This is a genomic window from Microbacterium sp. ET2, assembly GCF_030347395.1.
In the GTDB taxonomy this organism is placed as follows: Bacteria; Actinomycetota; Actinomycetes; order Actinomycetales; family Microbacteriaceae; genus Microbacterium; species Microbacterium albipurpureum.
This window is the reverse complement of record NZ_CP128170.1, coordinates 2,067,913-2,089,985: the sequence shown is the minus strand read 5'-3', so window position 1 is coordinate 2,089,985 and position 22,073 is coordinate 2,067,913. Positions and strand designations below refer to the sequence as shown.

Genomic DNA, 22,073 nt, shown 5'->3' with positions numbered 1-22,073 from the left:
TCGGGGGGTCAGGGAGTAGTCCCCGGCGGTACCTCGTTGCCCGGATCCGGGACGAAGGGTTCCGTCGGGTTCTCCGGCTCACCTGGCTCCCCCGGCTCCCCGGGCACTCCGGGCTCCCCCGGCTCCTCCGGTTCGGACGGACTCGGCGTCGGCGAGGCGGGCGGGGGATCCGGCGTCGGGGATGACTCACTCGGTTCCGGGGAGGGCGTGACCGGCGGCGACGCCGTGACCGACGGCGACGGCGTGGTCGCGGGCGAGGTGGCCGAGGGCGACGTCGGCGTCGGAGACGTCGCCCTCGGCGGCGTCGATGCGACAGGGGTCGACCTCGTGGGGGTCGGGCGGGCGGACGTGCGCCGGTCGCTTGCCTCGGTCGGCCCGTCGACGACAATCTCACTCGTGGGGGAAGGCACGGGCGTCACCGATGCCGGAGACGTGGGACCGGGGGTCGGGGAGGCGGGAACCTCGCGTTCCGAGGGGGAACGAGTCGGCGCGACCACTGCAGGAACCTCCTGGTCTACCTCGGGCGTGCCGCCGACTCCCAGGGCGAGGGCCGAGGCCCCACCCACGACCGCGACCATCGCGACCACCGCCGCGGACACGGCGATCCATCGCCTCGAGCGCGCGGGGCGGGAACCCGCAGCCGGGTCGGTCGGCGACGAGATCGCCGTCGTGGAGACGGCGGGCGACGCACTGCCGGCGGATGCGGCCGTCGCCCCGGCGGAGGGCAGCACCGCGGTCAGCGGCGCAACGGGCGCGAGCTCCGCCGAGAGGTCCCACGCCGCACCGACCGCCGCGAAGGCACCGACGTCGGCGAGCGCTTCAAGGGGTCTCCCGAGCTGCGAGGCGATCGTCGGCGCGATCGGCTCGACGACGGCGGGTTCGCCGCTGACGATGACGGCGTGCATATCCTCGAGGGCCCGGCCGGCCGCAGCAAGGGCGTCGAGGATCGCCTGCCGCACGTCCGCGGCATCCTGCCGGTGGTCGAGGCCCGCATCCAGCTCGATCGTGACCGGATCGGCCAACCGATTCACGACCCCGTCGCCGCCGATGCGCAGCACCGCAGATTCCACTGATGTGTCATCCGCGACACTCGACACGATCATCCGGCTGCCGAAGTACGGCGCGCTGCGGGCGAAGGCGAGAGCGGTGGAATCGAGTCTGTCGAGGAACTCGGCGCGGTGGCCGTCGGCGCGCAGCTCCTCCTCCACGGCGGCCAGGCGCGCATCGCTCCACGCGTCGGGCACGAGCACTCCGATGCTCGCCGGAGCCTCTCCCATCAGTCCCGTCACCCGGTGGACGACGTCGTCGACGACCCACGCGACCAACTGCGGCGGTGTGACCCGCTCGCCGTGCACCTCGAAGAACGCGCCGGCCTCTGCCACGCGGGACACGAAACCGTCGATCAGGCGATCCGGCTCGGCGAGGCCGAGTTCGAGCGCCGCCTCACCGAAGACCACGTCGTCGTCCCCCAGGAACACCGTCGTCGGTATGCCGCCGTCGGACCCTTCGAGGACCGGGCGCACAGCGAGCGCGCCGTCCGGCAGCCGTTCGGCGATCGCCACGGACGTCGATTCGTCGCGCAGGTCGATCGCGACCGCATACGGTGTCCCCATGTCGCCATCCCCCCCGGCGAACTCGATGTGACCGAACGATGGCCCCGGGCGCGGGCCGGTCGGTTTCGGCGGGAGCCTAGCGTCCGAACGTTTCGTCCGGGAAAACTCTTCAGAGGGCGGGTTCGAGGACGGATGCCGCGGTGGAGCCCTCCCGCACGCAGCAGAACCGGTCGCGGTACGCGGTCGGAGTGATCCCCAGAGTGCGGGCGAAATTCTGCCGCAGGACCGCGGCCGATCCGAAGCCGCTCTCCCAGGCGATGCGATCGAGGCCGAGGTCGGTGGTCTCCAGCAGCCGCTGCGCGTGGATGAGACGCTGGCGAGCAAGCCACGCGGCAGGAGTCGCGCCGTGGTCGGCCTTGAATCGCCGGGCGAACGTGCGTGGCGACATGTGCGCCTTCGCGGCCAGCTGCTCGACGGTGAGGTCGCTGCGCAGATTGTCGAGCATCCAGTCGGTGACCGGCGCGAGCGACTGCGACGTCGACACCGGCAACGGCTTGTCGATGAACTGCGCCTGACCGCCGTCGCGCTGGGGAGGAACGACCATGCGCCGGGCGATCTTGTTGGTCAGCTCCGCGCCGAGCTCCTGGCGGAGCAGGTGCAGGCACGCGTCGATTCCGGCGGCGGTGCCGGCGCTGGTGATGATGCGGCCGTCCTGGACGTACAGCACGTCGGGGTCGACCTCGACGGCGGGGAACATCTCGGCCATCGTCGCTGCGTACATCCAGTGGGTCGTCGCGCGTCGTCCATCGAGCACGCCGGCGGCGCCCAGCACGAAGGAGCCGCTGCAGACGCTGAGAACCCAGGCACCACGATCGACCGCGCGGCGGATCACTTCGATCACGCGGGGGTCCGGATCGCCCCAGTACTCATGCGGAGTGGGCGAGACCACCACGAGATCGGCCTCGTCGGCGAAGCCCAGATCGGCGGCGACGTTGATCGAGAAGCCGAGCTTGGATGAGACGGGGCCCGGGTCGGGTGTCACCACGCGGAAGTCGAAGTTCGGCACACCGTCGGCCGAGCGATCCAGCCCGAATGCCTCACAGGCGACGCCGAACTCGAACGGGGCGAACCCGTCGGTCACGATGCAGGCGACGGTTCTCATGGCAGATCCTTCCGTACCCATCCACGGTATGGCAGAAATCATTCGGACAGTGTCCATCCTGCCACTTTTGGCAGTATCGCGTCAAGCATAGCTTTTCTGCCATGTCACTCCTCATCCTCCTTGCCGCAGCCTCCGTGTGGGGCATCGTCGCTTCCGCGATCGCCGTGCGCCGTGACGGGTACCGTCGCGTGCCGACCGACGGCACGCGACTGCGCTGACCATAGACTCGGAACCTCGATGAGACGAGGTCGCCGTGTCCTACTCCACTCCTTCTGATCCCACGCCTACGCCCGGCGTCGAGCCGGCGGCGCCGGCCTCCTCCTTCGCACCGCCGGCCGGCTATGCCCCCGCCGGCGTCGCCCCGGCGCCCGGTGGCGCTCGAGGCCGCAGAAACCCGTGGGGACTGGCCGCCATCATCTCGGCCGCCGTCCTCGTCCTGCTTCTCGTGCTGCAGCTGTTCGTGCAGGTCGGAATCCTGCTGTCGCAGACCTACGACCTGTTCGGTCCGATCACCGGCATCCTCGGCATCGTCGAGGGCTTCGTCGCCCTCGTCACCGTCGTCCTCGGCCTCGTCGGCCTCTTCCAGCGTGACCGTTCACCGGTCCTGGCCGCGATCGCGCTCGGTGCCGGGGGATTCGCCCTGCTGAGCGCGGTGCTCTGGAACGTGCTCTACCCGCTGATCCTCAGCGCCGCCTGACCCGCTCGTACACCGCCACCATCGCCGCAGTCCGCGAGGACTGGCGGAACGCCTCGGCGGTCTCGGGCAGCGGCCGCGGCGCGCGCCCGGCGGCGATGTCGGCGACGGCGTCGCGGAGTGTCTGCGCGAAGCCATCGGGCTCCTCGCCGACACGCCACACTCCGTCGCCGAGCTCGTCGGCGATGTCGGGGTCGGCCACGATGGCCGGGGTGCCCAGCGACGCGGCCTCGAACACCGTCATCCCCTGCGTCTCGAAGCCGATCGAGCTCTGCACGACGGCGTCGGCGGCGGCGAGGCGCCGGAGGGTCTCGGCGTAGGGCAGCCGCCCGGCGAAGGTGACGCGCGCCGCCGGCCGTCGGCGCGCCACGAGCCGCCGCGCCGCGCGGGCCTGACCTCCGCCGCCGATCACCGTCACGTCGGCGGAGACGCCGGAGTCGGCGAGCGCGTCGAGGAAGGGCAGCAGGCGTTTCTCGGGGCTCATCCGACCGACCCACACCAGCCGGGGCTGCGGAGGCACCGGCTGTCGAGGACCGGCAGCGGCCGCGGCATCCAGCACCTCGTCATCGATGCCGTTCCAGACGACATCGACGTGGCCCTCCGGTGACCCGCCGGGACGCACGTGGTGGGCCATCAGGCGATGGGCGAAGTGGGATGACGGCGCGGTCACCGCCGCGGCGCGCGCGGCGAACCGGCGGAGGTAGGCCCACCCGTCCGTGCCGGGTTCCCGCGGCGCGCGCGGAAGGATCGCCCGGCTCGCCCACGTGTTGAGTGCGCGCAGCGCCAGGCGGGGGAAGGGCGTCGTCGCCTCGATTCCCACGTCGACCCTGTTGTGCATGGTGTGCACGAGCGGCAGCGCGTGACGGGCGGCGAAGCGGTGACCGAGGACCGCCCCCCAGAAATCGCCCTGCACGTGCACGACGTCGACCGGCGGGCGCTCGGCCATTCCCGCATCGACGGCGCGGTCGGCCGCCCGCGTGGGCAGCGTCATCCCGTACTCCCGGTCGAGGGTGACCGGCACCGACGGCAGGTCGAGGTAGGCGGGGTCGTCGACCCGGCGGGCGTGAAGGCGCGGCTGGACGATGGTCACGATGTGCCCGGCGCGCTCGAGGAAGCGTCGCTGCAGCCTCATCGACACCTGCGCGCCGCCGGAGGACTCGACGTGCTGGTCGCCGAACATCACGATGTGCACGCGGAACGCCTCACTGCGGGATGGGCTCGCCGCGGTACAGGGCCTCGAAGGTGTCGAGGGTGCGGCCGATGTCGTGGACGACCACCCCGTCGAGCGAGGCCTGCTGCATCCGCTGCCGCTCCTCGGGGGTGGCGGTCAGGACGGCCGTGAGCTTGTCGGCCATCTCGGCGACGTTCCCCGGCTCGAACAGGTAGCCGTTCTCGCCGTCGCGCACGAGGTGAGGCAGGGCGACGGCATTCGCCGCGACGATCGGCAGCCCCGAGGCCATGGCCTCCATCGTGGCGATGGATTGCAGCTCGGCGATCGAGGCGATCGCGAAGACGCTCGCGCGGGAGTAGATGGCCCGCAGGTCCTCCTCCGACGCGTGACCGTGGAAGGTGACGCGATCGGTGAGCCCGAGCTGGGCGGTGAGGTTCTCGAGGTTCTTGCGCTGATCGCCGCCGCCGACGATGTCGACCGAGACGTCGAGGGCCGGGTCGAGCGTCGCGACGGCGTTCAGCAGCACGTCGATGTGCTTCTCGCTCGTGAGGCGACCGACGAAGAGCACGCGGTTGCGGTCGCGCGGTGTCAGGTCGGGGGCGTAGTTCGAACGGTCGATGCCGCAGCTGATCGGGATGACGTTCTGGATCTCGATCGTCGACTCGAGGAAGTCGGCGGCGCGGCGGGTCGGGGTCGTGACAGCGCGGGTCATCTGGAACGTGCGCCGCGCGTCGGCCCAGGCGAGCTTCAGCACCACCCTGTTCATCGCGTCGGGGAGCGTGGTGAAGTCGAGGATGTTCTCGGCCATGACGTGGTTGGTCGCGATGATCGGGATGCCGCGCTTGCGCGCCTCGCGCGACAGACCGCGACCGATCACGATGTGCGACTGGATGTGGACGACGTCGGGCTTGACCTCGTCGAGCACCATGCGGGCGTAGTGCTTCGACCGCCACGGCCAGACGAAGCGCAGCCAGTCGTGGGGAGGCCAGCGCACCGAGGGCAGGCGATGCATCGTCATCGGCTCGCCCTCGATCACCTCGGTGTGGGCGGGGCTTCTCCGGTAGGCGCTGTTGGGGGCGATCACGTGCACGTCGTGGCCGCGGGCCACGAGGCCGGCGGCGAGGCGCTCGGCGAACCGGGCGGCGCCGTTGATGTCGGGAGCGAAGGTGTCGCAGCCGATGAGCACCCGGAGCGGTCGCTTCACGGCGTCGGAGCGTATGGGGTCATCGGGCGTCGCGGGGGTGGTCACGAAAGGTGTGCCTGTTCTCTGCGGCGGAGGATGGCGCCGCGCAGGGTCGCACGGCGGTCCCACTCTAATCGAGGCGGGGCGTTCCCCCCGGGAGCGCGGCTCGGGCGGGGCGTGCGTCGAGGATTTCCGCAGGCCGCGCGCCTACCCTTGGGGGCATGCCTCGACTTCAGGCCGATGCCTCCCCCGATCGTTGGGTTCCCGTCACCGGTTCGCTCGGATTCCGCGGGCGTCGCCATCGCAAGGCGGCTATCCGGATGCTGCTGGGCCAGGCCAATCGGGCGATGGGCGCCGAGGAGCGCCCGGGAAGCCGCGGGATGGCATGGATGATGAGTCAGGCGGCACCGCTGCTGATGCGTCGTGCCGACGGCCGTGTTCTCATCTGGGTCTGGAAGGCCGACCCCGAGCTCGTCGTGATGATGGCCCAGCTGCAGGAGCTCACCCCGCAGCTGCGCACCGCGCGGGCGATGATGCCGATCGAGTACCACGACACCGAGTCGTTCCACAACCCTCACCTGGGTGTCGGCGAGCGTCTGGTCATGGCGCTGCCGCCCGAGCCTCGCACACCGCCATTCGCCACCTACACGTGGGACACCGGAACCCACCTCGTCACGCTGACGGCGGTGTGCTCCGACCGGGAGCGGGTGGGGACGGTGATCCCGTTCGTGGATCAGGTGGCCCGCAGCATCCGGGTCATCGATGACCTGACGGTCGGCGACTCGCCCGAGGTGCTGCGCATCGAGCCGCGGGCCTGACCGGGCCCGCCCCTGCCCCGCGCCCACCCGCCTGATCGCTGCCACGACCCGTCGATTCCTGCGGCTCACCCGGCCGCGGACCGACGATTCTTGACGGGTCGCGCGCAGCCGTCACCCGGGCCGCCATCCGCGATCCCGGAGGGCATCGGCCACTCTGCTCAGTGCCAGGCTCAGCCGGATGCCGCGGTGCTCTCTCGTGACGCGGACGTCACGCCACCCGAGCCGCGCGAGGGCGTCGAGCCGCTCGAGGTCGCGGTAGTACTGCCCGTCATCGGTGCGGTGGTGGTCGCCGTCGTACTCGAGCCCGACGCGGTACTCCGGGTAAGCCAGATCGAGGATCGCGACGAGCTGCCCGGTTTCGTCGTAGACGGGGTGGTTCACCACCGGTTCCGGCAGTCCGTAGGCCTCAGCGTCGAGGCGCAGCCGCGTCTCGCGCGGAGAGTCGGTCCCCTCGCGCACCAGCGCTTCGGCCTCCCTCAGCCGCTTCGCGCCGCGGCGACCGCTCCACTGCGCGGTCGCGCGCCGAAGTTCGTCCCGGTCAGCGATGGGGTTCTGGCGGCGAACCAGCGCATCGCCGACGATGATGAGTTCTCGCACGGAGTGGTCGGAGGCGAGCTGACACCAGGCATCGACGGGGTGCACCGCGGGTAAGCCGGCCACGGCGCCGACGCGGACGGAGCCCTCGATGATCTGATGCCCCCGCACGCCGCGGGCCCGCATGCGGGTCAGGGGCGCCCGAGAACAGACGTCGACCATCGTCGACAGGCCGCCGATCGCGTCGGCTCCGACGAGCGCGAGCGCAGCGAGATGGCTCACCGCGTCGCCGTCGCGGAGGCGCGGGGCCACCGCGCGCACGCGCCCGACGAACGACGAATCCCCGCCGGCTCGGCTACGTACACCCTGGAACGGAGCATCGAGATCACGGGCCCGAAGACGCCCCGGCGACACTCCCTCGCGAAGCGCCTCGGCCACCGCGAACGGTTTGCCGGCAAGAGCTGTGGGCAGAGGTTTCGGATGCGGCATCGCCCCAGCATCCCGCCACCTGGATACCGGATGACGCGTCGCAACCGCGCCGGTGGATAGCCCGCCGATTCGCGCGTTTGTGCAGGAGTCGACCGGCTCGCGACGGCGTTGCGCGACCCGTCAAGTTCTGCGGTTGAGCCGTCGAACAGGCCGCAGAAATCGACCGGTCGTGCGGGGGGAGGGTGTGCGGGGGCGCGCAGCGCGCGGGTCGGCCCCGCGCCCCCGAGCGCGACCCGTCAAAATGTGCGGCCCGATCGGCGCGACAGCCGCAGAAATCGACCGGTCGTGCGCGGGCGGGGTGTGCGCGGGCGCGGAGCGCGCGGGTCGGACCCGCGACCCGAACGCAACCCGTCAAAATGTGCGGCCCGATCGGCGCGACAGCCGCAGAAATCGACCGGTCGCGCGCGGGCACGGTGTGCGCCGGCGCGTAGCGCGCGGGTCGACCCCGCGCCCCGAACGCGACCCGTCGAAACGTGCGGCACGATCGGCGCGACAGCCGCAGAAATCGACGGGTCGCGTGCGGGCGGGGTGTGCGCGGAGCGCGCGGGTCGGACCCGCGGCCCCGAGCGCGACCCGTCAAAATGTGCGGCCCGGTCGGCGCGACAGCCGCAGAAATCGACCGGTCGTGCGCGGGCGGGGTGTGCGCGGGCGCGGAGCGCGCGGGTCGGACCCGCGACCCGAACGCGACCCGTCAAAATGTGCGGCCCGATCGGCGCGACAGCCGCAGAAATCGACCGGTCGTGCGCGGGCACGGTGTGCGCGGGCGCGGAGCGCGCGGGTCGGACCCGCGGCCCCGAGCGCGACCCGTCAAAAGGTGCGGCCCGCTCGGCACGACAGCCGCAGAAATCGACCGGTCGTGCGCGGGCAGGGTGTGCGCCGGCGCGTAGCGCGCGGGTCGGACCCGCGGCCCCGAGCGCGACCCGTCGAAACGTGCGGCCCGATCAGCGCGACAGCCGCAGAAATCGACGGGTCGCGAGCGGGTCGGGGGAGGCGCGGGGCGCGCGCCCCGGCGCGCGCCGATCAGGCGGGGGCGCGCAGCGCGGCGACCACCGCGGCGACCGGCTCGACCCGGGCGTAGGCGCTCGCGAGGGCGGCGAGGAAGGCCGCGTGCACGTCGGCTCCGCCGACGGTGACGCCACCGAAGGCCAGGTCGGGGGCGGCGCAGGCGTCGGCGGCGACCGTCACCTCCCAGCCGAGATCGGATGCCGCGCGAACGCTGGCGTCGACGCACATGCTCGTCATCATCCCGGCGACGACGAGCGGGGCACCGGCATGGGCGGCGAGCGCCTCGCCGAGCAGCCCTCCCCAGAACGCATTCGGGTGGTGCTTCACGACGACCGTCTCGTCGCCCTCGGGGGCGACCCGCGGGTCGATCTCGGCTCCCGGTGTCCCGGCCTCGAGGAAGCTTCCCGAACCGGATGACTCGTGTCGCACGTGCACGACGGGGAGCCCCGCCGCGCGGAAGGCCACGAGCAGTTCCGCAGCACGCTCCGCCGCGGCATCGGGATCCACGAGGGGGAAGCGCCCGCCGGGGAAGTAGTCGCGCTGGATGTCGATGAGGACGAGAACCGGGCCCATCGCCTCAGCCTAGGCGCGCGGGTCAGCGCGCCGGCGGGTCGCCGAGCTTGGCGCTGACCGCCGTCAGCTGCCGGGAGAGCTCGCGCACCTGCCCTCGCGTGGCCGGCTCGGTGTCGTCGCCGACGGTCGCCGCCGCGCGCTCGATCACCCACGACGACACCGTCGCCGTCACGACGCCGACGACCGCGATACCACCGCACATCAGCAGCACCGCCACGACGCGGCCCCACCAGGTGACGGGGTAGAAGTCGCCGTAGCCGACGGTGGTGATCGTGACGAAGGCCCACCAGACGGCGTCACCGAAATTCTCGATGTTGGCGCCGGGGGCCCCGCGCTCGGCCTCCAGGACGGCGAGCGCGGCGATCCAGATGAGGATCGCCGCCGCACCCGCACCGTAGATCGCCACCCGGTTGCGGATCGCCGACCCGGCTGTGCGCTGCAGCGTCTTGACGACGGTCAGCGCGCGAAGCAGCCGCAGCGGCCGAAGGGCGGGGATCGCCACGACGGCGAGGTCGAACAGGTGCCCTCGGAACCACTTCCCGCGCGGATCCGCCAGGGCCAACCGGACGATGTAATCGACGGCGAAGACGACCCACGTCACCGCGATGACGACGCGCGCGACGGCGTAGGCCGGTCCCTGCAGGTCGGCGATCACCTGCCAGGAGTACACGACGATGAAGATCAGCGACGTGATGATCAGCGGCCAGTACGTCAGCTGGTGCCACCGCTCTTGCGTCACGGCTCGACAGTAACGGCGCAGGTCGCTCGAGACCGGGAGCGCACGCCGATGCTGGCGGCGCGCGACCCCATCCCGTACCGTCTGATCAGGCGGCGATGCGGCCGGGCGAGAGGAGGCGCCGTGCCTCGAGATCCATGGATGCCACCCCCGGGCCTGTCGGCTCACACGGCGGAGGGCAAGGTCGAGCCAGGTCGGACGCCCCGTGCCGCGCTCGCCCAGCTCGTGACCACTGACCGAGACCCGATGGCGGTCCTCGACGCGCAAGACGTCGATCGCGTGCCGGAGCTGGTGCCGCTGCGCACCGCCCGTATGGGGGCGAGCCCGTTCGCGTTCTACCGGGGAAGCGCCGCGATCATGGCCGACGACCTGTCGCGCGGCCCGAGCACGAACATCCTCGTCGCCTCCTGCGGCGACGCGCACCTGTCGAACTTCGGCCTGTACGGTTCACCGCAGCGCACCCTCGTGTTCGACCTCAACGACTTCGACGAGTCGGCCTGGGCGCCCTTCGAGTGGGACCTCAAGCGGCTGGTCACCAGCGTCGTCATCGCCGGCCGCGCGACCTCTCGGGCGGACGCCGTCATCGAGGATGCCGCGAGGCAGGCCGTCCGCACCTATCAGCGGGGCCTCCGCACCGCCGCCAAACGGTCGCCGCTCGAGCGGTACTTCGACCATTTCGACGCGCTGGGAGCTCACCGGTCGACCGATCAGGAGACGGCGACGGTCGTCGAGCGCGCGGTGCAGTCCGCGCAGAAGCGCACCGGTTCGCGGGCTGCGCGGAAGCTGACGACGACCGACGATCACGGCCGCGTGACGCTCCTCGACGATCCCCCCGTGATGACCCACCTCACGACCGCCGACGAGGAACGGGCGTGGCGGGTCTTCGACGAGTACCGACTGTCGGTCAATGTCGACATCCGGGTCCTGCTGCAGAAGTACGTGATGGCCGACGTCTCCGCTCGCGTGGTCGGCGTCGGCAGCGTCGGCACCCGGTGTCTGCTGATCGCCCTTCAGGACGGCGACGGCGGTGTGCTCCTCCTCCAGGGGAAGGAGGCCGGCGAGAGCGTGCTCGTGCAGTACGGGTGCGTCGCGCAGCCCGAGGCTGTCGCCACTTTCATCGACACCTACGGCAACGGGGGGCGGGTGGTCGCGCTGCAGCGCATCCTGCAGGCGGTGTCCGACCCCTTCCTCGGTCACATCCGCCGGTCGCCGTCCGGCGCGCGACGGGACTTCTACGTGCGGCAGTTCCACGACATGAAGGGCGGCTTCGACGCCGAGGCGATGGAGGACAAGCCGTTCCGCTGGTACGCCATGGCGTGCGCGGCGACGCTGGCGCGCGCCCACGGGCAATCGCCGACGGGGGCGACGGCCGCGGGCTACGTCGGGGGCGGAACGCGGTTCGAGGACGCCATCGTCGAGTGGGCCTACGCCTACGCCGATCTGTCGTACCAGGACTGGGAGGCCTTCCGGCGCCACCGGTCGATCACGCAGGTGACGGAAAGCTAGGCCGACTCGTCTTCGGCGCCGGGAGAGAGCGGATGACGCGGGCGCCAGACCACCAGCTCGGTGGCGCGGCGCACGCGCGTGCCGTGTCGGAGGGTCACGACCGATCCGGTCGCTCCCGCGGCGAAGACCCGCGCTCCGGGGCGTGACTGGCGTTCGATCTCGAGCTGCTGCTCGAGATCGCGCACCCGCCGGGTGAGATCGTGCACGCGCTGCTCGAGCGAGATGAGCCGAGCGATCGCCGGCAGGCTCATGCCGTCGGCCGACAGCCGGGCCACCTCCCGCAGCTGCTCGACGTGTCGGAGCGAGTAGCGGCGGGAGCCGCCCTGCGTGCGGGCGGGGACGACGAGACCGAGTCGGTCGTACTGACGCAGCGTCTGCGGGTGCATGCCCGACAGCTCCGCTGCCGCGGCGATCGCGAAGATCGGCGCGTCACCGTCGATGTCGACGTGGTCCGTCATCCGTCCCTCCTGTGTCAGCCGCGCGCTTTGGCCATGAGGTCTGCCCGCGGGTTCTCCTTCGGCTCCACCTCGTGGAAGCGCTCGAGCGCTTCGCGCGCCGCACCCTCCAGGTGCGACGGGACGACCACCTGCACCTCGGCGAGAAGATCGCCGGTCCCCTTCTGGGTCGCGACGCCGCGCCCCTTGACGCGCAGCACGCGGCCCGACGGGGTGCCCGGCGCGACGCGCAGCTTCACCGGGTCTCCACCGAGCGTGGGGACCTCGATCGTGGCGCCGAGAGCGGCTTCGGTGAAGGTCACCGGCACCACCACCCGCAGGTTCAGTCCCTCGCGGGTGAACACGGGGTGGGGGCGCACGGTCACCTGCACAACGATGTCACCGTTCTCGCCGCCGTCGGGCGAGGGGCGCCCGCGACCGCGGAGGCGGATGCGCTGCCCGTCGGCGACGCCGGCAGGGATCTTCACCTTGAACGGCTTGCCGTCCTCGCCCTGGAGGGTGATCGTCTCGCCCTTCGTCGCGGTGACGAAGTCGATGGTCGTGCGGGCCGTGACGTCTGCCCCGCGGGTCGGACCGCCGAACCCGCGGAAGCCGCCGGTGGGCTGCCCGAACCGGCCCGAGCCGAAGCTGCCGCCCTGCTGCTGGTTGAACATCGCGAAGATGTCGTCGAAGTCGGCGGACTCGTAGCGGCCGCCGCCGCGACCCTGACCGAACGCGCTGAAGACGTCTTCGAACCCGCCGGCGCCCGGGCCGCCCGCGGTGAAGCGGGCGCCCGAGCCCATGGCACGGATCTGGTCGTACTCGGCACGCTGCTCCGGGTCGGAGAGTACCGCGTACGCTTCGCTGATCTCTTTGAACTTCGCCTCGGCCGCGGCATCCCCCGGCTTGGAATCGGGGTGGTACTGCCGCGCGAGCTTGCGGTAGGTCTTCTTCAGATCGGCGTCGGAGACCTCCTTGGAGACCCCCAGCACCTTGTAGAAGTCCTTCTCGAACCAGTCCTGGCTGGCCATGGCGCCTCCGGCCTACTCTGCCGGAACCGCGACGACGACCTTGGCGGGACGCAGCTCGACCGAGCCGAGCCGGTAGCCCGTCTCGACCACCTCGAGGATCGTCGCCTCCGTCGCACCGGGGGTCGGCTGCTGGAAGATCGCCTCGTGCTGCTGCGGGTCGAACGTCTCGCCGGCGGCGCCGTACGCCTCCACACCCATGCGCTCGACGACAGCCCGCACCTTGTCGGCGATGGCGGCGAAGGGCGTGCCCTCCACGAGATCGCCGTGCTTGGCCGCACGGTCGAGGTCGTCGAGCACCGGGATGAGGCCCTTGGCGGCCGCGCCCTTGGCACGCTCGATCTCGACCTCGCGCTGGTCCTCGGTGCGGCGGCGATAGTTGGCGTACTCCGCCTGCAGGCGCTTCAGATCGGTGAGCAGCTGCGATTCCAGAGCCTCGACGCGGTCGGCGACGGCGTCGGTGTCATCCGCGGCCGCCGCGTCGGCGGACTGGGCGGCGCCGAGGATGTCGTCGACGGTGAAGTCGTCGTCCTCCGCGTTCGCCGCGTCCGCCGACGCGTTCGGTGAGGCGTCTGCCGACTCGGGCGCCGAACCGTCCTCGGGGTCAGGCCCGGGAACCGTGGGGTCGTCCTTGTCCTTGGCCATGGTTACTTCTTGTCTTCCTCGTCGTCGATGACCTCGGCGTCGACCACGTCCTCATCGTTCGAGGGCTGGTCGTCCGCGGGCGCACCCTCGCCACCGGCGGGGGCGCCGTCGGCCTGCGGCGCGGCCTGGTTCGCCGAGTAGATCGCCTCGCCGATCTTGCCCTGCGACTGCGACAGCTTCTCGAACGCCGACTTCACCGCGTCGTCGTCCTCACCGGCGAGCGCGGTCTTCAGCGCGTCGACGTCGGCCTGGACCGACTCCTTGACGTCGGCGGGCAGCTTGTCGTCGTTGTCCTTGATGAGCTTGTCGACGGAGTAGGCGAGGGTCTCGGCCTGGTTGCGGACCTCGGCGGCCTCGCGGCGCTTCTTGTCCTCCGCAGCGTGCTCCTCGGCCTCGCGCACCATGCGCTCGATGTCGTCCTTCGGCAGCGACGAGCCGCCGGTGATCGTCATCGACTGCTCCTTGCCGGTGCCCTTGTCCTTCGCCGAGACGTGCACGATGCCGTTGGCGTCGATGTCGAAGGTGACCTCGATCTGCGGGATGCCGCGGGGAGCCGGCGCGATGCCGGTGAGCTCGAACGTGCCGAGCGGCTTGTTGTCGCGGGTGAACTCGCGCTCGCCCTGGAAGACCTGGATCGCCACCGACGGCTGGTTGTCATCGGCGGTCGTGAAGGTCTCGCTGCGCTTGGTCGGGATGGCGGTGTTGCGCTCGATGAGCTTGGTCATGATGCCGCCCTTGGTCTCGATGCCGAGGCTCAGCGGGGTGACGTCGATGAGCAGGACGTCCTTGCGCTCGCCCTTCAGCACACCGGCCTGCAGAGCGGCGCCGACGGCGACCACCTCATCGGGGTTCACGCCCTTGTTGGGCTCCTTGCCGGCCTCGCGCTGGACGAGCTCCGACACGGCGGGCATACGGGTCGAGCCACCGACGAGCACGACGTGGGCGATGTCGGCGACCTTGATGCCCGCCTCGCGGATCACGTCCTCGAAGGGCTTCTTGGTGCGGTCGAGGAGGTCCTTCGTGAGGTCCTCGAACTTCGCACGGGTGATCGTCTCCGACAGCGAGACGGGGCCCGAGTCGGTCAGCGACAGGTAGGGGAGGTTGACGCTCGTCGAGGTCGACGATGACAGCTCCTTCTTCGCCTGCTCCGCAGCCTCCTTCAGGCGCTGGAGCGCGATCTTGTCGCCCGAGACGTCGACGCCGGTGGTGTCCTTGAACTGCTTGATGAAGTACTCCACGAGGCGCTGGTCCCAGTCGTCACCGCCGAGGCGGTTGTCACCGGCGGTGGAGCGCACCTGGATGGTGGAGAAGTCGTCGTCCTTGCCCACCTCGAGCAGCGAGACGTCGAAGGTACCGCCACCGAGGTCGAAGACGAGGATGAGCTCGTCCTCCTTGCCCTTGTCGAGGCCGTACGCGAGGGCCGCGGCGGTGGGCTCGTTGATGATGCGCAGGACGTTCAGGCCCGCGATCTCACCGGCCTCCTTGGTGGCCTGACGCTCGGCGTCGTTGAAGTACGCCGGCACCGTGATGACCGCATCGGTCACGGTGTCGCCCAGGTACTGCTCGGCGTCGCGCTTGAGCTTCTGGAGGATGCGGGCCGAGATCTCCTGCGGCGTCCACTTCTTGCCGTCGACCTCGAAGGTCCAGTCGGTGCCCATGTGGCGCTTCACGCTCGAGACGGTGCGGTCGACGTTGGTGACCGCCTGTCGCTTGGCGGTCTCACCGACGAGAATCTCGCCGTCCTTGGTGAACGCGACCACCGAGGGGGTGGTGCGGAAGCCCTCGGCGTTCGCGATGACCTTGGGCTCGCCGCCCTCCAGCACCGCGACGACGGAGTTCGTCGTTCCGAGGTCGATACCAACAGCACGTGCCATGTGTGTTTCTCCTTTTCACGGGGCCGAGAGCCTCGACCCGGGGCGTTGTCATGAAGTCTTCTCGCGGGTTGAGCCGCGATGACTCAAGACTACGCGGCGCGGTGATCGGCGTCAAATGAACTTGATATGCGTCGGCTCAACTTCTCGCGACGAGCCGTCCTGAGCGAACCCTGAGGAAGGGCTGACTCCGTGCGACGCATCGCTTGAAACAGCATCGCCAGGGTGGGATGACGCGGGGTGGGCCCGCGTCGGACACTGCACCAGCATCGGAGAAACCCATGAAGCACTACCTGGACGCCCTGAAGCGTCGCAAGGAGGAGACCGGCGAATCGGGCTTCTCCCTCATCGAACTCATCGTCGTCGTCGTGATCCTCGGCATCCTCGCCGCGATCGCGATCCCGGTGTTCATGAACCTTCAGAGCGAGGCGGAGACGAATGCGCTGAGGACGGCCGCTGCCAATGGCGCCTCGCAAGTGGCAGCCGAGATTGCGAAGGGTGAAGCGCCCGATCCGTCGAACCTGTCTGAAGACGCGGCGGATGGCATCAAGGTCGCCCTGACCCTCCCCGCAGCCGGGACGCCGACGCTCGACAACTTCTGCGTCACCGCGAGCAAGACCGGCCAAACGTCCCAGACGTCCGGCCCTGGTTGTTCGTAGCGATCACCCATACCGGCCGGGCGGCCCATCCCCCATCCCACCGCCCGGCCGTAATTCCCCTCCCTCAAGAAGGGCGCAGCGCATGCGCGGCGAACGCGATCACGACCTCGACGACGGCTTCGGCCTCGTCGAGGTCGTGGTCGCGATGCTGCTGTTCGCGGTCATCGCGATGGCGATCCTGCCTCTGGCGATCCAGGCCACGAAGCTGAGCGCGGGCAACCGCGACACCGTCACGGCCCAGGCTCTCGCCTCCGGCGAGCTCGCCGCCCTCCGCGAGCTCTTCCCCGACCACGCGGCCAACTCCTGCGCCGCCGTCCGCGGCGCCGCCGGCACGACCGCCGCGCCCGCGGCATCCGACCTGGTGGCCGACCTGACCGTCGCCACGTGCCCGGCGACCTTCCCCTCGACCGTCACCGCGACCGTCGCCGTCCGCGACACGACGGTCGGAAGCACGGCAGCGCTCGTCACGATGGCCACGCAGATCGTGGTGCTGGCGCCATGACCGCTCGCGTTCGCCACGACTCCGACGACGGGATCACCCTGGTCGAGCTGCTCGTCACGGTCTTCGTCGGCGGCCTCATCCTCAGCCTCATCGGCACGATCTTCGTGACCACCCTGCAGGCCAACGCCGCCACGCGCGACCGCGACCTGGCGACGGGTCGCGCCCAGGCCATCAGCACCGCGCTCACCACGAGCATCCGCAACGCCGCCGCCGTGCAGCAGGACGGCACCGTCGTCCGCGCGCTGGTCGCCACCGGAGATGCCGGGTGGGAGTGCCGCGCCTGGGCGGTGGTCGACCTGGAGACGACGGATGCCGCGGGCCGGCGCGCCGGCGCCGACGGTCGCCCGGAGTTCCGGGTCACGACCTACGCGCCCCTCGGCCCGGCCGCGACCGCGCCCTCCCCTGCCACCGGCTGGGGCGCCCTCGCCGAGCGCATCGAGCACGCCGAAGACGCCACCGGCGCCGACATCCCCGTCTTCACCCTCGCCGACGGCCGACTCTCGTGGGCGCTCACCGTCGTCGTCTCGGAACAGCCCTCGGTGAGCGCGCGGAGCAGCGCGACCATCACGGGCACGGCGACCGCCCTCGCGCAGACCGAGGAGGCGGTCCGATGCTGGTGACCCGGACGGACGAGCGGCCGGGAGACGACGGTGCGGCCCTCATCTCCGTCGTGATCGTCGCGCTGGTCCTCGGCCTCCTGACCGTCGCCCTGTCGGCCGCGGTGATGAACACGACCCGCACGACCGTCGACGTGCGGGGCACGCTCCAGGCGCAGGCCGCCGCCGACGCCGGCATGGCGGCCGCCGTCGCCGCCGCCAAGGCGGGCGAGGTGTGCGCGGCGACCGTCCCCGACGGCACGCTGCCCGGCAGCGGCGGGGGCGCCGCCTACACCGCCCGCGTCACGTGCGACGACGCGATGACGAGCGTCACCCTTGAGGCCACGGGCACGGCGGGCGGCACGTCGACGACCGTCCAGGCGGTGCACCGGCTGGTCCCCGAGACCACCGAGGTGATCGATCCGTCGCTCACCCCGGTCGGACTGGTGATCTACGAAGGGTCGTCCATGGGCCAGGTGACCCTCCTCGCGCACGGCGGCAACGAGCCCCAGATCGTCTCGGTCAAAGGGCCCTTCGGCTGCCGGCTCACGGTGCCGGGGAACCTCATCGTCGGCGGCGATGTCACCTCCTCCGACGGGTGCAACGTCGCCGGCGACATCTACGTCGGCGGCACCGTGACCTTCAACGGCGGAGCGACCACCGTCACCGGCGACATCGTCGCCGCGGGCACGGGCCTCTCGCGCATCAACAGCAGCATCGGCGGACCCGCGGGCTCCCCCCTCTCCACCGTCCGCACCGGCGGCGCGGTCGACCTGCTGTGGTCGGGCGCCCGGCTGCACGCGAACGTCGTCGCCGGCGGTGCCGTCACCGTCAACAGCCGCGTGGTCGAAGGCAGCGTCACCCTGCCCGCCGGGCTTACGCCCTCGATCGGGTCGGGCGGCCGCATCGACGGCGGCGTGGTGAACAGCGACAGCATCCCCGTCGTCGAGCCGCCCGCCCTCCCCGGCTGGATCGACTACACGTACAAGCCGGAGGACTGGCCGGGCGCCGTCGTCGTCACCCTCCGCAAGGTGTCGGACATGAGCACCACCTCGTGCCGCTACTTCAACGAGAACAACGGCACGTTCGCCAACCAGGGCTGGAAGGACCTCGCCAACTACACCGGCACGGTCGTCGTCGACGCGCGCGCCTGCGACCTCCTCACCTCGAACGCCGGCGGCAACCCCGCACCCGCGCTGAAGGCGTCGCACGTCGTGCTCCTGGCCAAGCGGTACAACACCACCGGTCTCACGATGACCTCGGCACCGGGTGCCTCGCCCCGCGTGTGGTTCATCACCGAGGACACGGTGCCCGACGCCAAGCCCACCTGCCCGCTCGGCGCGACCGCGACGAACTTCGACACCAACGGCGCGAACCTCGACGGCGTCCGTTCGCTGATCTACACCCCGTGCCGCCTGTCCGTCTCGGGCGGCGGCGTGCTCCTCGGCTCGCTCTACACGAACGGCTTCAACTCCGGCGGGCAGATCACGATCAAGGGCGAGCTGATGACGCTTCCCGGCATGCCCCCTCCCGACGCCGGGTACGGCGGGACGCCGGTCGTGGTCGAGACGGGACGTCACACCCTCGGCGAGGTCCTCTCCCGCCGGGATGTCGGAGGCGAGCCGTGAGCGCTCCCCTCACCGTCTTCGTCGTCGCGTTCTCGGGCCTGCTCGGGCTCGCGGTCGGGTCGTTCCTCAACGTCGTCGCCTACCGTGTGCCCGCGGGCGTCTCGCTCCTTCGCGAGAGCCGCTGCCCCTCGTGCGCCGCGCCGGTGCGATGGTGGCAGAACGCGCCGGTCGCGTCGTGGTTCCTCCTCCGGGGCCGGTGCGCGTCATGCAGGTCGCCCATCTCGGCGCGCTACCCGATCGTCGAAGCCGTCACCGGCGCCGTCTTCGCCGGCGTGGCTGCCTGGTGGGCGGCGCAGCCCGGCGCCGGCACGGGCCTCGGGCAGTGGGCCGTGTTCGCGGCCTTCCTCTGGTTCGCCGCCGCCGGCATCGTCCTCACCGTGATCGATCTCGACGTCCGGAGACTGCCGCACGTCATCACCGGCACGACCCTCGCCGTGTGCGCTGCACTCCTCGGGGTCGCGAGCCTGCTCGCGGGCGACGCCGCACCACTCATCCGCGCCCTCACGGGTGCCGCGGCGGTCTCCGGGTTCTACGCCCTGCTCCGCGTCATCCGTCCGGACGGCATGGGCGGCGGAGACGTCCGCCTCGCGGCCGTCGTCGGTCTGATGCTCGGCTGGCTCGGCTGGGGTCCGCTCCTCGTCGGAGGGTTCGCCGCCTTCGTCCTCGGCGGGGTCTTCGGCGTCGCCCTCCTCGCCCGCGGGCGCGCGCATCGACGCACCGCCATCCCGTTCGGGCCGTGGATCGTCGTCGGCGCCTGGATCGGTGTCGTCGCGGGTGAGGCGCTCGGGCGGTCGTATCTGGCCCTGTATCCAGTGCTGCTCTGAGAGGAAACTGATGGCCAAGACCCAGGTGGCGGTGGAGATCACCGAGACGAGCGTGCGTGCCGTGGAGATGACGACCGGTCGTACGCCGACGCTCGTCGCCGGGGGCGAAGTGCCCCTCCCCCCGGGCGCGGCGAAGGATTCCGAGATCCTCGACCGGGATGCCGTCGCCGTGGCGCTTCAGCGGCTCTGGGCCGACGCGAAGCTCTCCCGTCGCGACGTGGTCCTCGGTGTCGGCAACCGCCGCATCCTCGTTCGGGAGCATTCCACCCAGCTGACGAATCCGGCGCAGATCCGGCAGGCTCTGCCCTTCGAGGTGCAGGACCGGCTCCCCGTGCCGGTCGATCAGGCGGTGCTGGACTTCGTTCCCACCGCGCAGGACGACCGCGGCGTGCACGGTCTCCTCGTCGCGGCGGTCGCCGAGCACATGGAGGAACTCGTCGGAGCGCTCGAGCAGGCGAAGCTGCGCGCGACCTCGATCGACCTCACCGCATTCGGACTCGCGCGGGCACTGGCGACCCTCAGCGCACCGGGTGAGACCGGGCTCCTCCTCGGCATCGGCGAGCACACGACGCACATCGTCATCGCAACCGGCGGGATCCCCCGCTTCGTCCGGGTGGTGCCGATCGACGTCGTCCCCCCGGCCGAGGACGAGGACGAGGACGCGGATGCCGCCGAGCGAGCGCCCCAGGAGCTGGCGATGGTCGGCGCGGCAGCGCCCGTCGCGACGTCAGCCGGGGCGGCCGCACCCGTATCGCGGCTCGCCCTGCGGCGCGATCGCTCGCCGGCGAGCGCGGTGGACCCCGCCGCATCCGCTCCTCCCTCTGCTCCACCGACGCTTCACCCGGCGGTGCAGGCGGCGCTCATCGATCTCGTCGGCCGGCTGCGCGGGACCGTGACGTTCTACCGCGACCGTCCGGAGGCGGTGCCGATCGACCGCACGTGGGTCACCGGCCCGTACGCCGACCACCCTCGTCTCCTCGAGGCGGTGGGCCGGGTCACCGGCACGACGGTCACGCCGGTGACCGCGACCGACCTCGTCGCGCCGAGCCGCGCGCTCGCGCTCTCGCCCACCTCCGCCCAGCGACTGGCCGGCACGGTCGCCCTCCTCCTCGGACCGAGCCGATGAGCGCGCTGTCCTCACGCGCGCCGATCCTTCCGCTCGGCGCGCTGCCCCGGGTCGATCTGCTGCCGCCCTCCGAGGTCCGCCGACGCGACATGCTCCGGCAGGCGCGACGCTGGGTGTACGTCGCCGTCGCCGCTGCCGCCGTCGCCGCGGTCACCATCGCCGGCGCCTTCATGTACAACGTGGCCACCTCCCTGCGACTCGGCTTCGAGCAGACCCGTACGCAGCAGATCCTCGGGGGCATCGCCGAACTGTCGGAGGTCAGCCAAGCCCTGTCCACCCGGGGCGCCCTCCAGCAGCTCCGCGGTCAGGCGATGGGCGGCGACCTGGCGTGGGGACCGGTCATCGATCTGGTCGCCGAGCGTCTGCCCCCCGGGGTGTCGATCACCGGGTACGCCCTGGACGCCGGGCCCGTTCCCGCGGCGGACGTGGCACCGGAGGACGCGACGGGTGTCTCGGGAACGGTCACCTTCGTGAGCCCCGCGGCGATCGACTTCGTCGGAACCACACGAGAGTTGCGCAGCGCCCCCGGCATGCGCGACGCCGACCTCGCCGAGCTCACCTCTGCGGACGGCATCTTCACCTACCGGGTGCGCGTCGACGTGGATCAGACGGTCTACACCGGAGCGTTCGCACCCGACGAGGAGGACTGACGCGGTGAACAAGCAACTCGTGAATCTCATCGGCGCCCTCGGCGTCGCCGGCATCCTGGCCGTGGGGATCCTGGTCTTCGCGCTGCCCCAGTTCTCGGCAGCGACCGCCACGGCCGCATCGGCCGACGACGTCGCCCGCCAGAACCGCGACCAGCAGCTCCTCCTCGACACCCTCACGGCGCAGTCGAGGGAGATGGCCGACCTCGAAGCCGCGGTCGGCGAGCCCGGGACGAGATCCCCGCCGCGGCGCACCTCGACGACATCCTGCTCCTCGCCGTCGAGGCGGCGGCTGACCATGGCGGCGTCGTCACTTCGCTCACCCCCGGCACGCCCGAGCCGTTCATCGAGCGCACGACCTCGGCGGGTGAACAGCCTGCTCCTCCTGCCGAACCGCCCGCTGATGAGACGCCCGACGGCGCGCCGGCGCCGTCGGCGTCACCGAGCACCGACGCACAGCCCGGGGCTGCTCCGCCCGAGGCAGCCCCCACCGCCGACGCGCCGCAGCAGATCTCCGCGACCGTCGTGATCGAGGCCGCGGACGTCCCGGCGGTGACCCGCATCGTCGACGCACTTCGTGCCGGGCCGCGCCTGGTGTCGGTCACGCAGGCGACGGTGACGACCGCAACCGACGGCCGCGTGACCCTGACGGCCGCGCTGCTGTCGTTCTACCGCCCCTGACTGCGCCG

The 22,073-nt window shown here is 71.4% G+C and carries 23 protein-coding genes; 12 read left to right on the top strand and 11 right to left on the bottom strand.

Translation table 11 applies throughout. The features are described from left to right. Positions 1-8: 8 nt before the first annotated feature. Both QSU92_RS10150 and QSU92_RS10145 read right to left on the bottom strand, forming a co-directional pair. A complete protein-coding gene (locus QSU92_RS10150; protein ID WP_289261448.1) occupies positions 9-1,613 on the bottom strand; it encodes a hypothetical protein in 1,605 nt (534 codons plus the stop codon). Positions 1,614-1,722: 109 nt separating this feature from the next. Continuing rightward, on the bottom strand, positions 1,723-2,715 hold the full coding sequence (locus QSU92_RS10145; protein WP_289261446.1) for a GlxA family transcriptional regulator: 993 nt from the start codon (positions 2,713-2,715) through the stop codon (positions 1,723-1,725). A gap of 253 nt (positions 2,716-2,968) precedes the next feature. Here QSU92_RS10145 and QSU92_RS10140 point away from each other — a divergent pair, with 253 nt between their 5' ends. Then, positions 2,969-3,412 (top strand): hypothetical protein, encoded by a 444-nt coding sequence (locus tag QSU92_RS10140; protein ID WP_289261444.1) that lies wholly within the window; start codon positions 2,969-2,971, stop codon positions 3,410-3,412. On the opposite strand, the gene QSU92_RS10135 is transcribed toward QSU92_RS10140, so the two are convergent. Continuing rightward, entirely contained in the window at positions 3,399-4,601 is a 1,203-nt protein-coding gene (locus QSU92_RS10135) for a glycosyltransferase (protein ID WP_289261438.1), read from the bottom strand. The two genes, QSU92_RS10140 and QSU92_RS10135, sit on opposite strands and share 14 nt — an antisense overlap. 10 nt (positions 4,602-4,611) lie before the next feature. Next, on the bottom strand, positions 4,612-5,829 hold the full coding sequence (locus QSU92_RS10130) for a glycosyltransferase (protein WP_289261434.1): 1,218 nt from the start codon (positions 5,827-5,829) through the stop codon (positions 4,612-4,614). A 155-nt stretch (positions 5,830-5,984) separates the two neighbouring features. Here QSU92_RS10130 and QSU92_RS10125 point away from each other — a divergent pair, with 155 nt between their 5' ends. Continuing rightward, on the top strand, positions 5,985-6,581 hold the full coding sequence (locus QSU92_RS10125) for a hypothetical protein (protein WP_289261432.1): 597 nt from the start codon (positions 5,985-5,987) through the stop codon (positions 6,579-6,581). A gap of 111 nt (positions 6,582-6,692) precedes the next feature. On the opposite strand, the gene QSU92_RS10120 is transcribed toward QSU92_RS10125, so the two are convergent. From QSU92_RS10120 to QSU92_RS10110, 3 genes are all read right to left on the bottom strand, one after another. After that, a complete protein-coding gene (locus QSU92_RS10120) occupies positions 6,693-7,604 on the bottom strand; it encodes a hypothetical protein (RefSeq protein ID WP_289261430.1) in 912 nt (303 codons plus the stop codon). A 1,020-nt stretch (positions 7,605-8,624) separates the two neighbouring features. Continuing rightward, the gene (locus QSU92_RS10115; protein WP_289261428.1) at positions 8,625-9,182 is read right to left on the bottom strand and encodes a cysteine hydrolase family protein; all 558 of its coding nucleotides are present in this window, start codon (positions 9,180-9,182) and stop codon (positions 8,625-8,627) included. Positions 9,183-9,204: 22 nt separating this feature from the next. After that, complete coding sequence (locus QSU92_RS10110) at positions 9,205-9,921, bottom strand: potassium channel family protein (protein WP_289261425.1); 717 nt, start codon at positions 9,919-9,921, stop codon at positions 9,205-9,207. Positions 9,922-10,059: 138 nt separating this feature from the next. On the opposite strand from QSU92_RS10110, the gene QSU92_RS10105 reads away from it, so the two are divergent. Beyond that, the gene (locus QSU92_RS10105) at positions 10,060-11,424 is read left to right on the top strand and encodes a DUF2252 domain-containing protein (RefSeq protein ID WP_289261423.1); all 1,365 of its coding nucleotides are present in this window, start codon (positions 10,060-10,062) and stop codon (positions 11,422-11,424) included. On the opposite strand, the gene QSU92_RS10100 is transcribed toward QSU92_RS10105, so the two are convergent. The 4 genes from QSU92_RS10100 to dnaK are packed head-to-tail and all read right to left on the bottom strand — an operon-like array spanning position 11,421 to position 15,405. Beyond that, the gene (locus QSU92_RS10100) at positions 11,421-11,882 is read right to left on the bottom strand and encodes a heat shock protein transcriptional repressor HspR (RefSeq protein ID WP_289261421.1); all 462 of its coding nucleotides are present in this window, start codon (positions 11,880-11,882) and stop codon (positions 11,421-11,423) included. The genes QSU92_RS10105 and QSU92_RS10100 overlap by 4 nt on opposite strands. 14 nt (positions 11,883-11,896) lie before the next feature. Next, positions 11,897-12,889, bottom strand: coding sequence for a DnaJ C-terminal domain-containing protein (locus tag QSU92_RS10095; RefSeq protein WP_289261419.1), 993 nt, complete (start codon positions 12,887-12,889; stop codon positions 11,897-11,899). Positions 12,890-12,901: 12 nt separating this feature from the next. Beyond that, positions 12,902-13,531: a nucleotide exchange factor GrpE gene (locus QSU92_RS10090; RefSeq protein WP_289261417.1), complete on the bottom strand. Its 630-nt coding sequence runs from the start codon at positions 13,529-13,531 to the stop codon at positions 12,902-12,904. A 2-nt stretch (positions 13,532-13,533) separates the two neighbouring features. Further along, the gene (dnaK, locus tag QSU92_RS10085; protein ID WP_289261414.1) at positions 13,534-15,405 is read right to left on the bottom strand and encodes a molecular chaperone DnaK; all 1,872 of its coding nucleotides are present in this window, start codon (positions 15,403-15,405) and stop codon (positions 13,534-13,536) included. Between the two features lie 278 nt (positions 15,406-15,683). Between dnaK and QSU92_RS10080 the strand changes: the two genes are divergently transcribed. The 9 genes from QSU92_RS10080 (at position 15,684) to QSU92_RS10040 (ending at position 22,065) form a co-directional block, all read left to right on the top strand. Next, positions 15,684-16,061 (top strand): type II secretion system protein, encoded by a 378-nt coding sequence (locus QSU92_RS10080; RefSeq protein WP_289261412.1) that lies wholly within the window; start codon positions 15,684-15,686, stop codon positions 16,059-16,061. 82 nt (positions 16,062-16,143) lie between these two features. Next, entirely contained in the window at positions 16,144-16,563 is a 420-nt protein-coding gene (locus tag QSU92_RS10075) for a type IV pilus modification PilV family protein (RefSeq protein ID WP_289261410.1), read from the top strand. Beyond that, positions 16,560-17,183 (top strand): PulJ/GspJ family protein, encoded by a 624-nt coding sequence (locus tag QSU92_RS10070; RefSeq protein WP_289261408.1) that lies wholly within the window; start codon positions 16,560-16,562, stop codon positions 17,181-17,183. Before QSU92_RS10075 ends, QSU92_RS10070 begins: the two co-directional genes overlap by 4 nt. Next, entirely contained in the window at positions 17,174-18,787 is a 1,614-nt protein-coding gene (locus QSU92_RS10065; protein WP_289261406.1) for a hypothetical protein, read from the top strand. The genes QSU92_RS10070 and QSU92_RS10065 overlap by 10 nt, the downstream gene beginning before the upstream one ends. Beyond that, a complete protein-coding gene (locus QSU92_RS10060; RefSeq protein ID WP_289261404.1) occupies positions 18,784-19,611 on the top strand; it encodes a prepilin peptidase in 828 nt (275 codons plus the stop codon). Before QSU92_RS10065 ends, QSU92_RS10060 begins: the two co-directional genes overlap by 4 nt. Before the next feature lie 10 nt (positions 19,612-19,621). Further along, positions 19,622-20,737: a type IV pilus biogenesis protein PilM gene (pilM, locus tag QSU92_RS10055; protein ID WP_289261401.1), complete on the top strand. Its 1,116-nt coding sequence runs from the start codon at positions 19,622-19,624 to the stop codon at positions 20,735-20,737. Continuing rightward, a complete protein-coding gene (locus QSU92_RS10050) occupies positions 20,734-21,387 on the top strand; it encodes a hypothetical protein (RefSeq protein ID WP_289261399.1) in 654 nt (217 codons plus the stop codon). The genes pilM and QSU92_RS10050 overlap by 4 nt, the downstream gene beginning before the upstream one ends. 4 nt (positions 21,388-21,391) lie before the next feature. Next, positions 21,392-21,913, top strand: a complete 522-nt coding sequence (locus tag QSU92_RS10045) for a hypothetical protein (RefSeq protein WP_289261397.1) — start codon at positions 21,392-21,394, stop codon at positions 21,911-21,913. After that, positions 21,910-22,065, top strand: a complete 156-nt coding sequence (locus QSU92_RS10040; protein ID WP_289261395.1) for a hypothetical protein — start codon at positions 21,910-21,912, stop codon at positions 22,063-22,065. Before QSU92_RS10045 ends, QSU92_RS10040 begins: the two co-directional genes overlap by 4 nt. Positions 22,066-22,073: the final 8 nt, after the last annotated feature.

Coding starts and splice junctions, on each gene's coding strand:
- QSU92_RS10070 (WP_289261408.1), top strand. CDS start 16,560: ATGACCGCTCGCGTTCGCCACGACTCCGACGACGGGATCACCCTGGTC.
- dnaK (WP_289261414.1), bottom strand. CDS start 15,405: ATGGCACGTGCTGTTGGTATCGACCTCGGAACGACGAACTCCGTCGTC.
- QSU92_RS10075 (WP_289261410.1), top strand. CDS start 16,144: ATGCGCGGCGAACGCGATCACGACCTCGACGACGGCTTCGGCCTCGTC.
- QSU92_RS10125 (WP_289261432.1), top strand. CDS start 5,985: ATGCCTCGACTTCAGGCCGATGCCTCCCCCGATCGTTGGGTTCCCGTC.
- QSU92_RS10115 (WP_289261428.1), bottom strand. CDS start 9,182: ATGGGCCCGGTTCTCGTCCTCATCGACATCCAGCGCGACTACTTCCCC.
- QSU92_RS10050 (WP_289261399.1), top strand. CDS start 20,734: ATGAGCGCGCTGTCCTCACGCGCGCCGATCCTTCCGCTCGGCGCGCTG.
- QSU92_RS10120 (WP_289261430.1), bottom strand. CDS start 7,604: ATGCCGCATCCGAAACCTCTGCCCACAGCTCTTGCCGGCAAACCGTTC.
- QSU92_RS10105 (WP_289261423.1), top strand. CDS start 10,060: ATGCCACCCCCGGGCCTGTCGGCTCACACGGCGGAGGGCAAGGTCGAG.
- QSU92_RS10090 (WP_289261417.1), bottom strand. CDS start 13,531: ATGGCCAAGGACAAGGACGACCCCACGGTTCCCGGGCCTGACCCCGAG.
- QSU92_RS10065 (WP_289261406.1), top strand. CDS start 17,174: ATGCTGGTGACCCGGACGGACGAGCGGCCGGGAGACGACGGTGCGGCC.
- pilM (WP_289261401.1), top strand. CDS start 19,622: ATGGCCAAGACCCAGGTGGCGGTGGAGATCACCGAGACGAGCGTGCGT.
- QSU92_RS10100 (WP_289261421.1), bottom strand. CDS start 11,882: ATGACGGACCACGTCGACATCGACGGTGACGCGCCGATCTTCGCGATC.
- QSU92_RS10145 (WP_289261446.1), bottom strand. CDS start 2,715: ATGAGAACCGTCGCCTGCATCGTGACCGACGGGTTCGCCCCGTTCGAG.
- QSU92_RS10095 (WP_289261419.1), bottom strand. CDS start 12,889: ATGGCCAGCCAGGACTGGTTCGAGAAGGACTTCTACAAGGTGCTGGGG.
- QSU92_RS10150 (WP_289261448.1), bottom strand. CDS start 1,613: ATGGGGACACCGTATGCGGTCGCGATCGACCTGCGCGACGAATCGACG.
- QSU92_RS10080 (WP_289261412.1), top strand. CDS start 15,684: ATGAAGCACTACCTGGACGCCCTGAAGCGTCGCAAGGAGGAGACCGGC.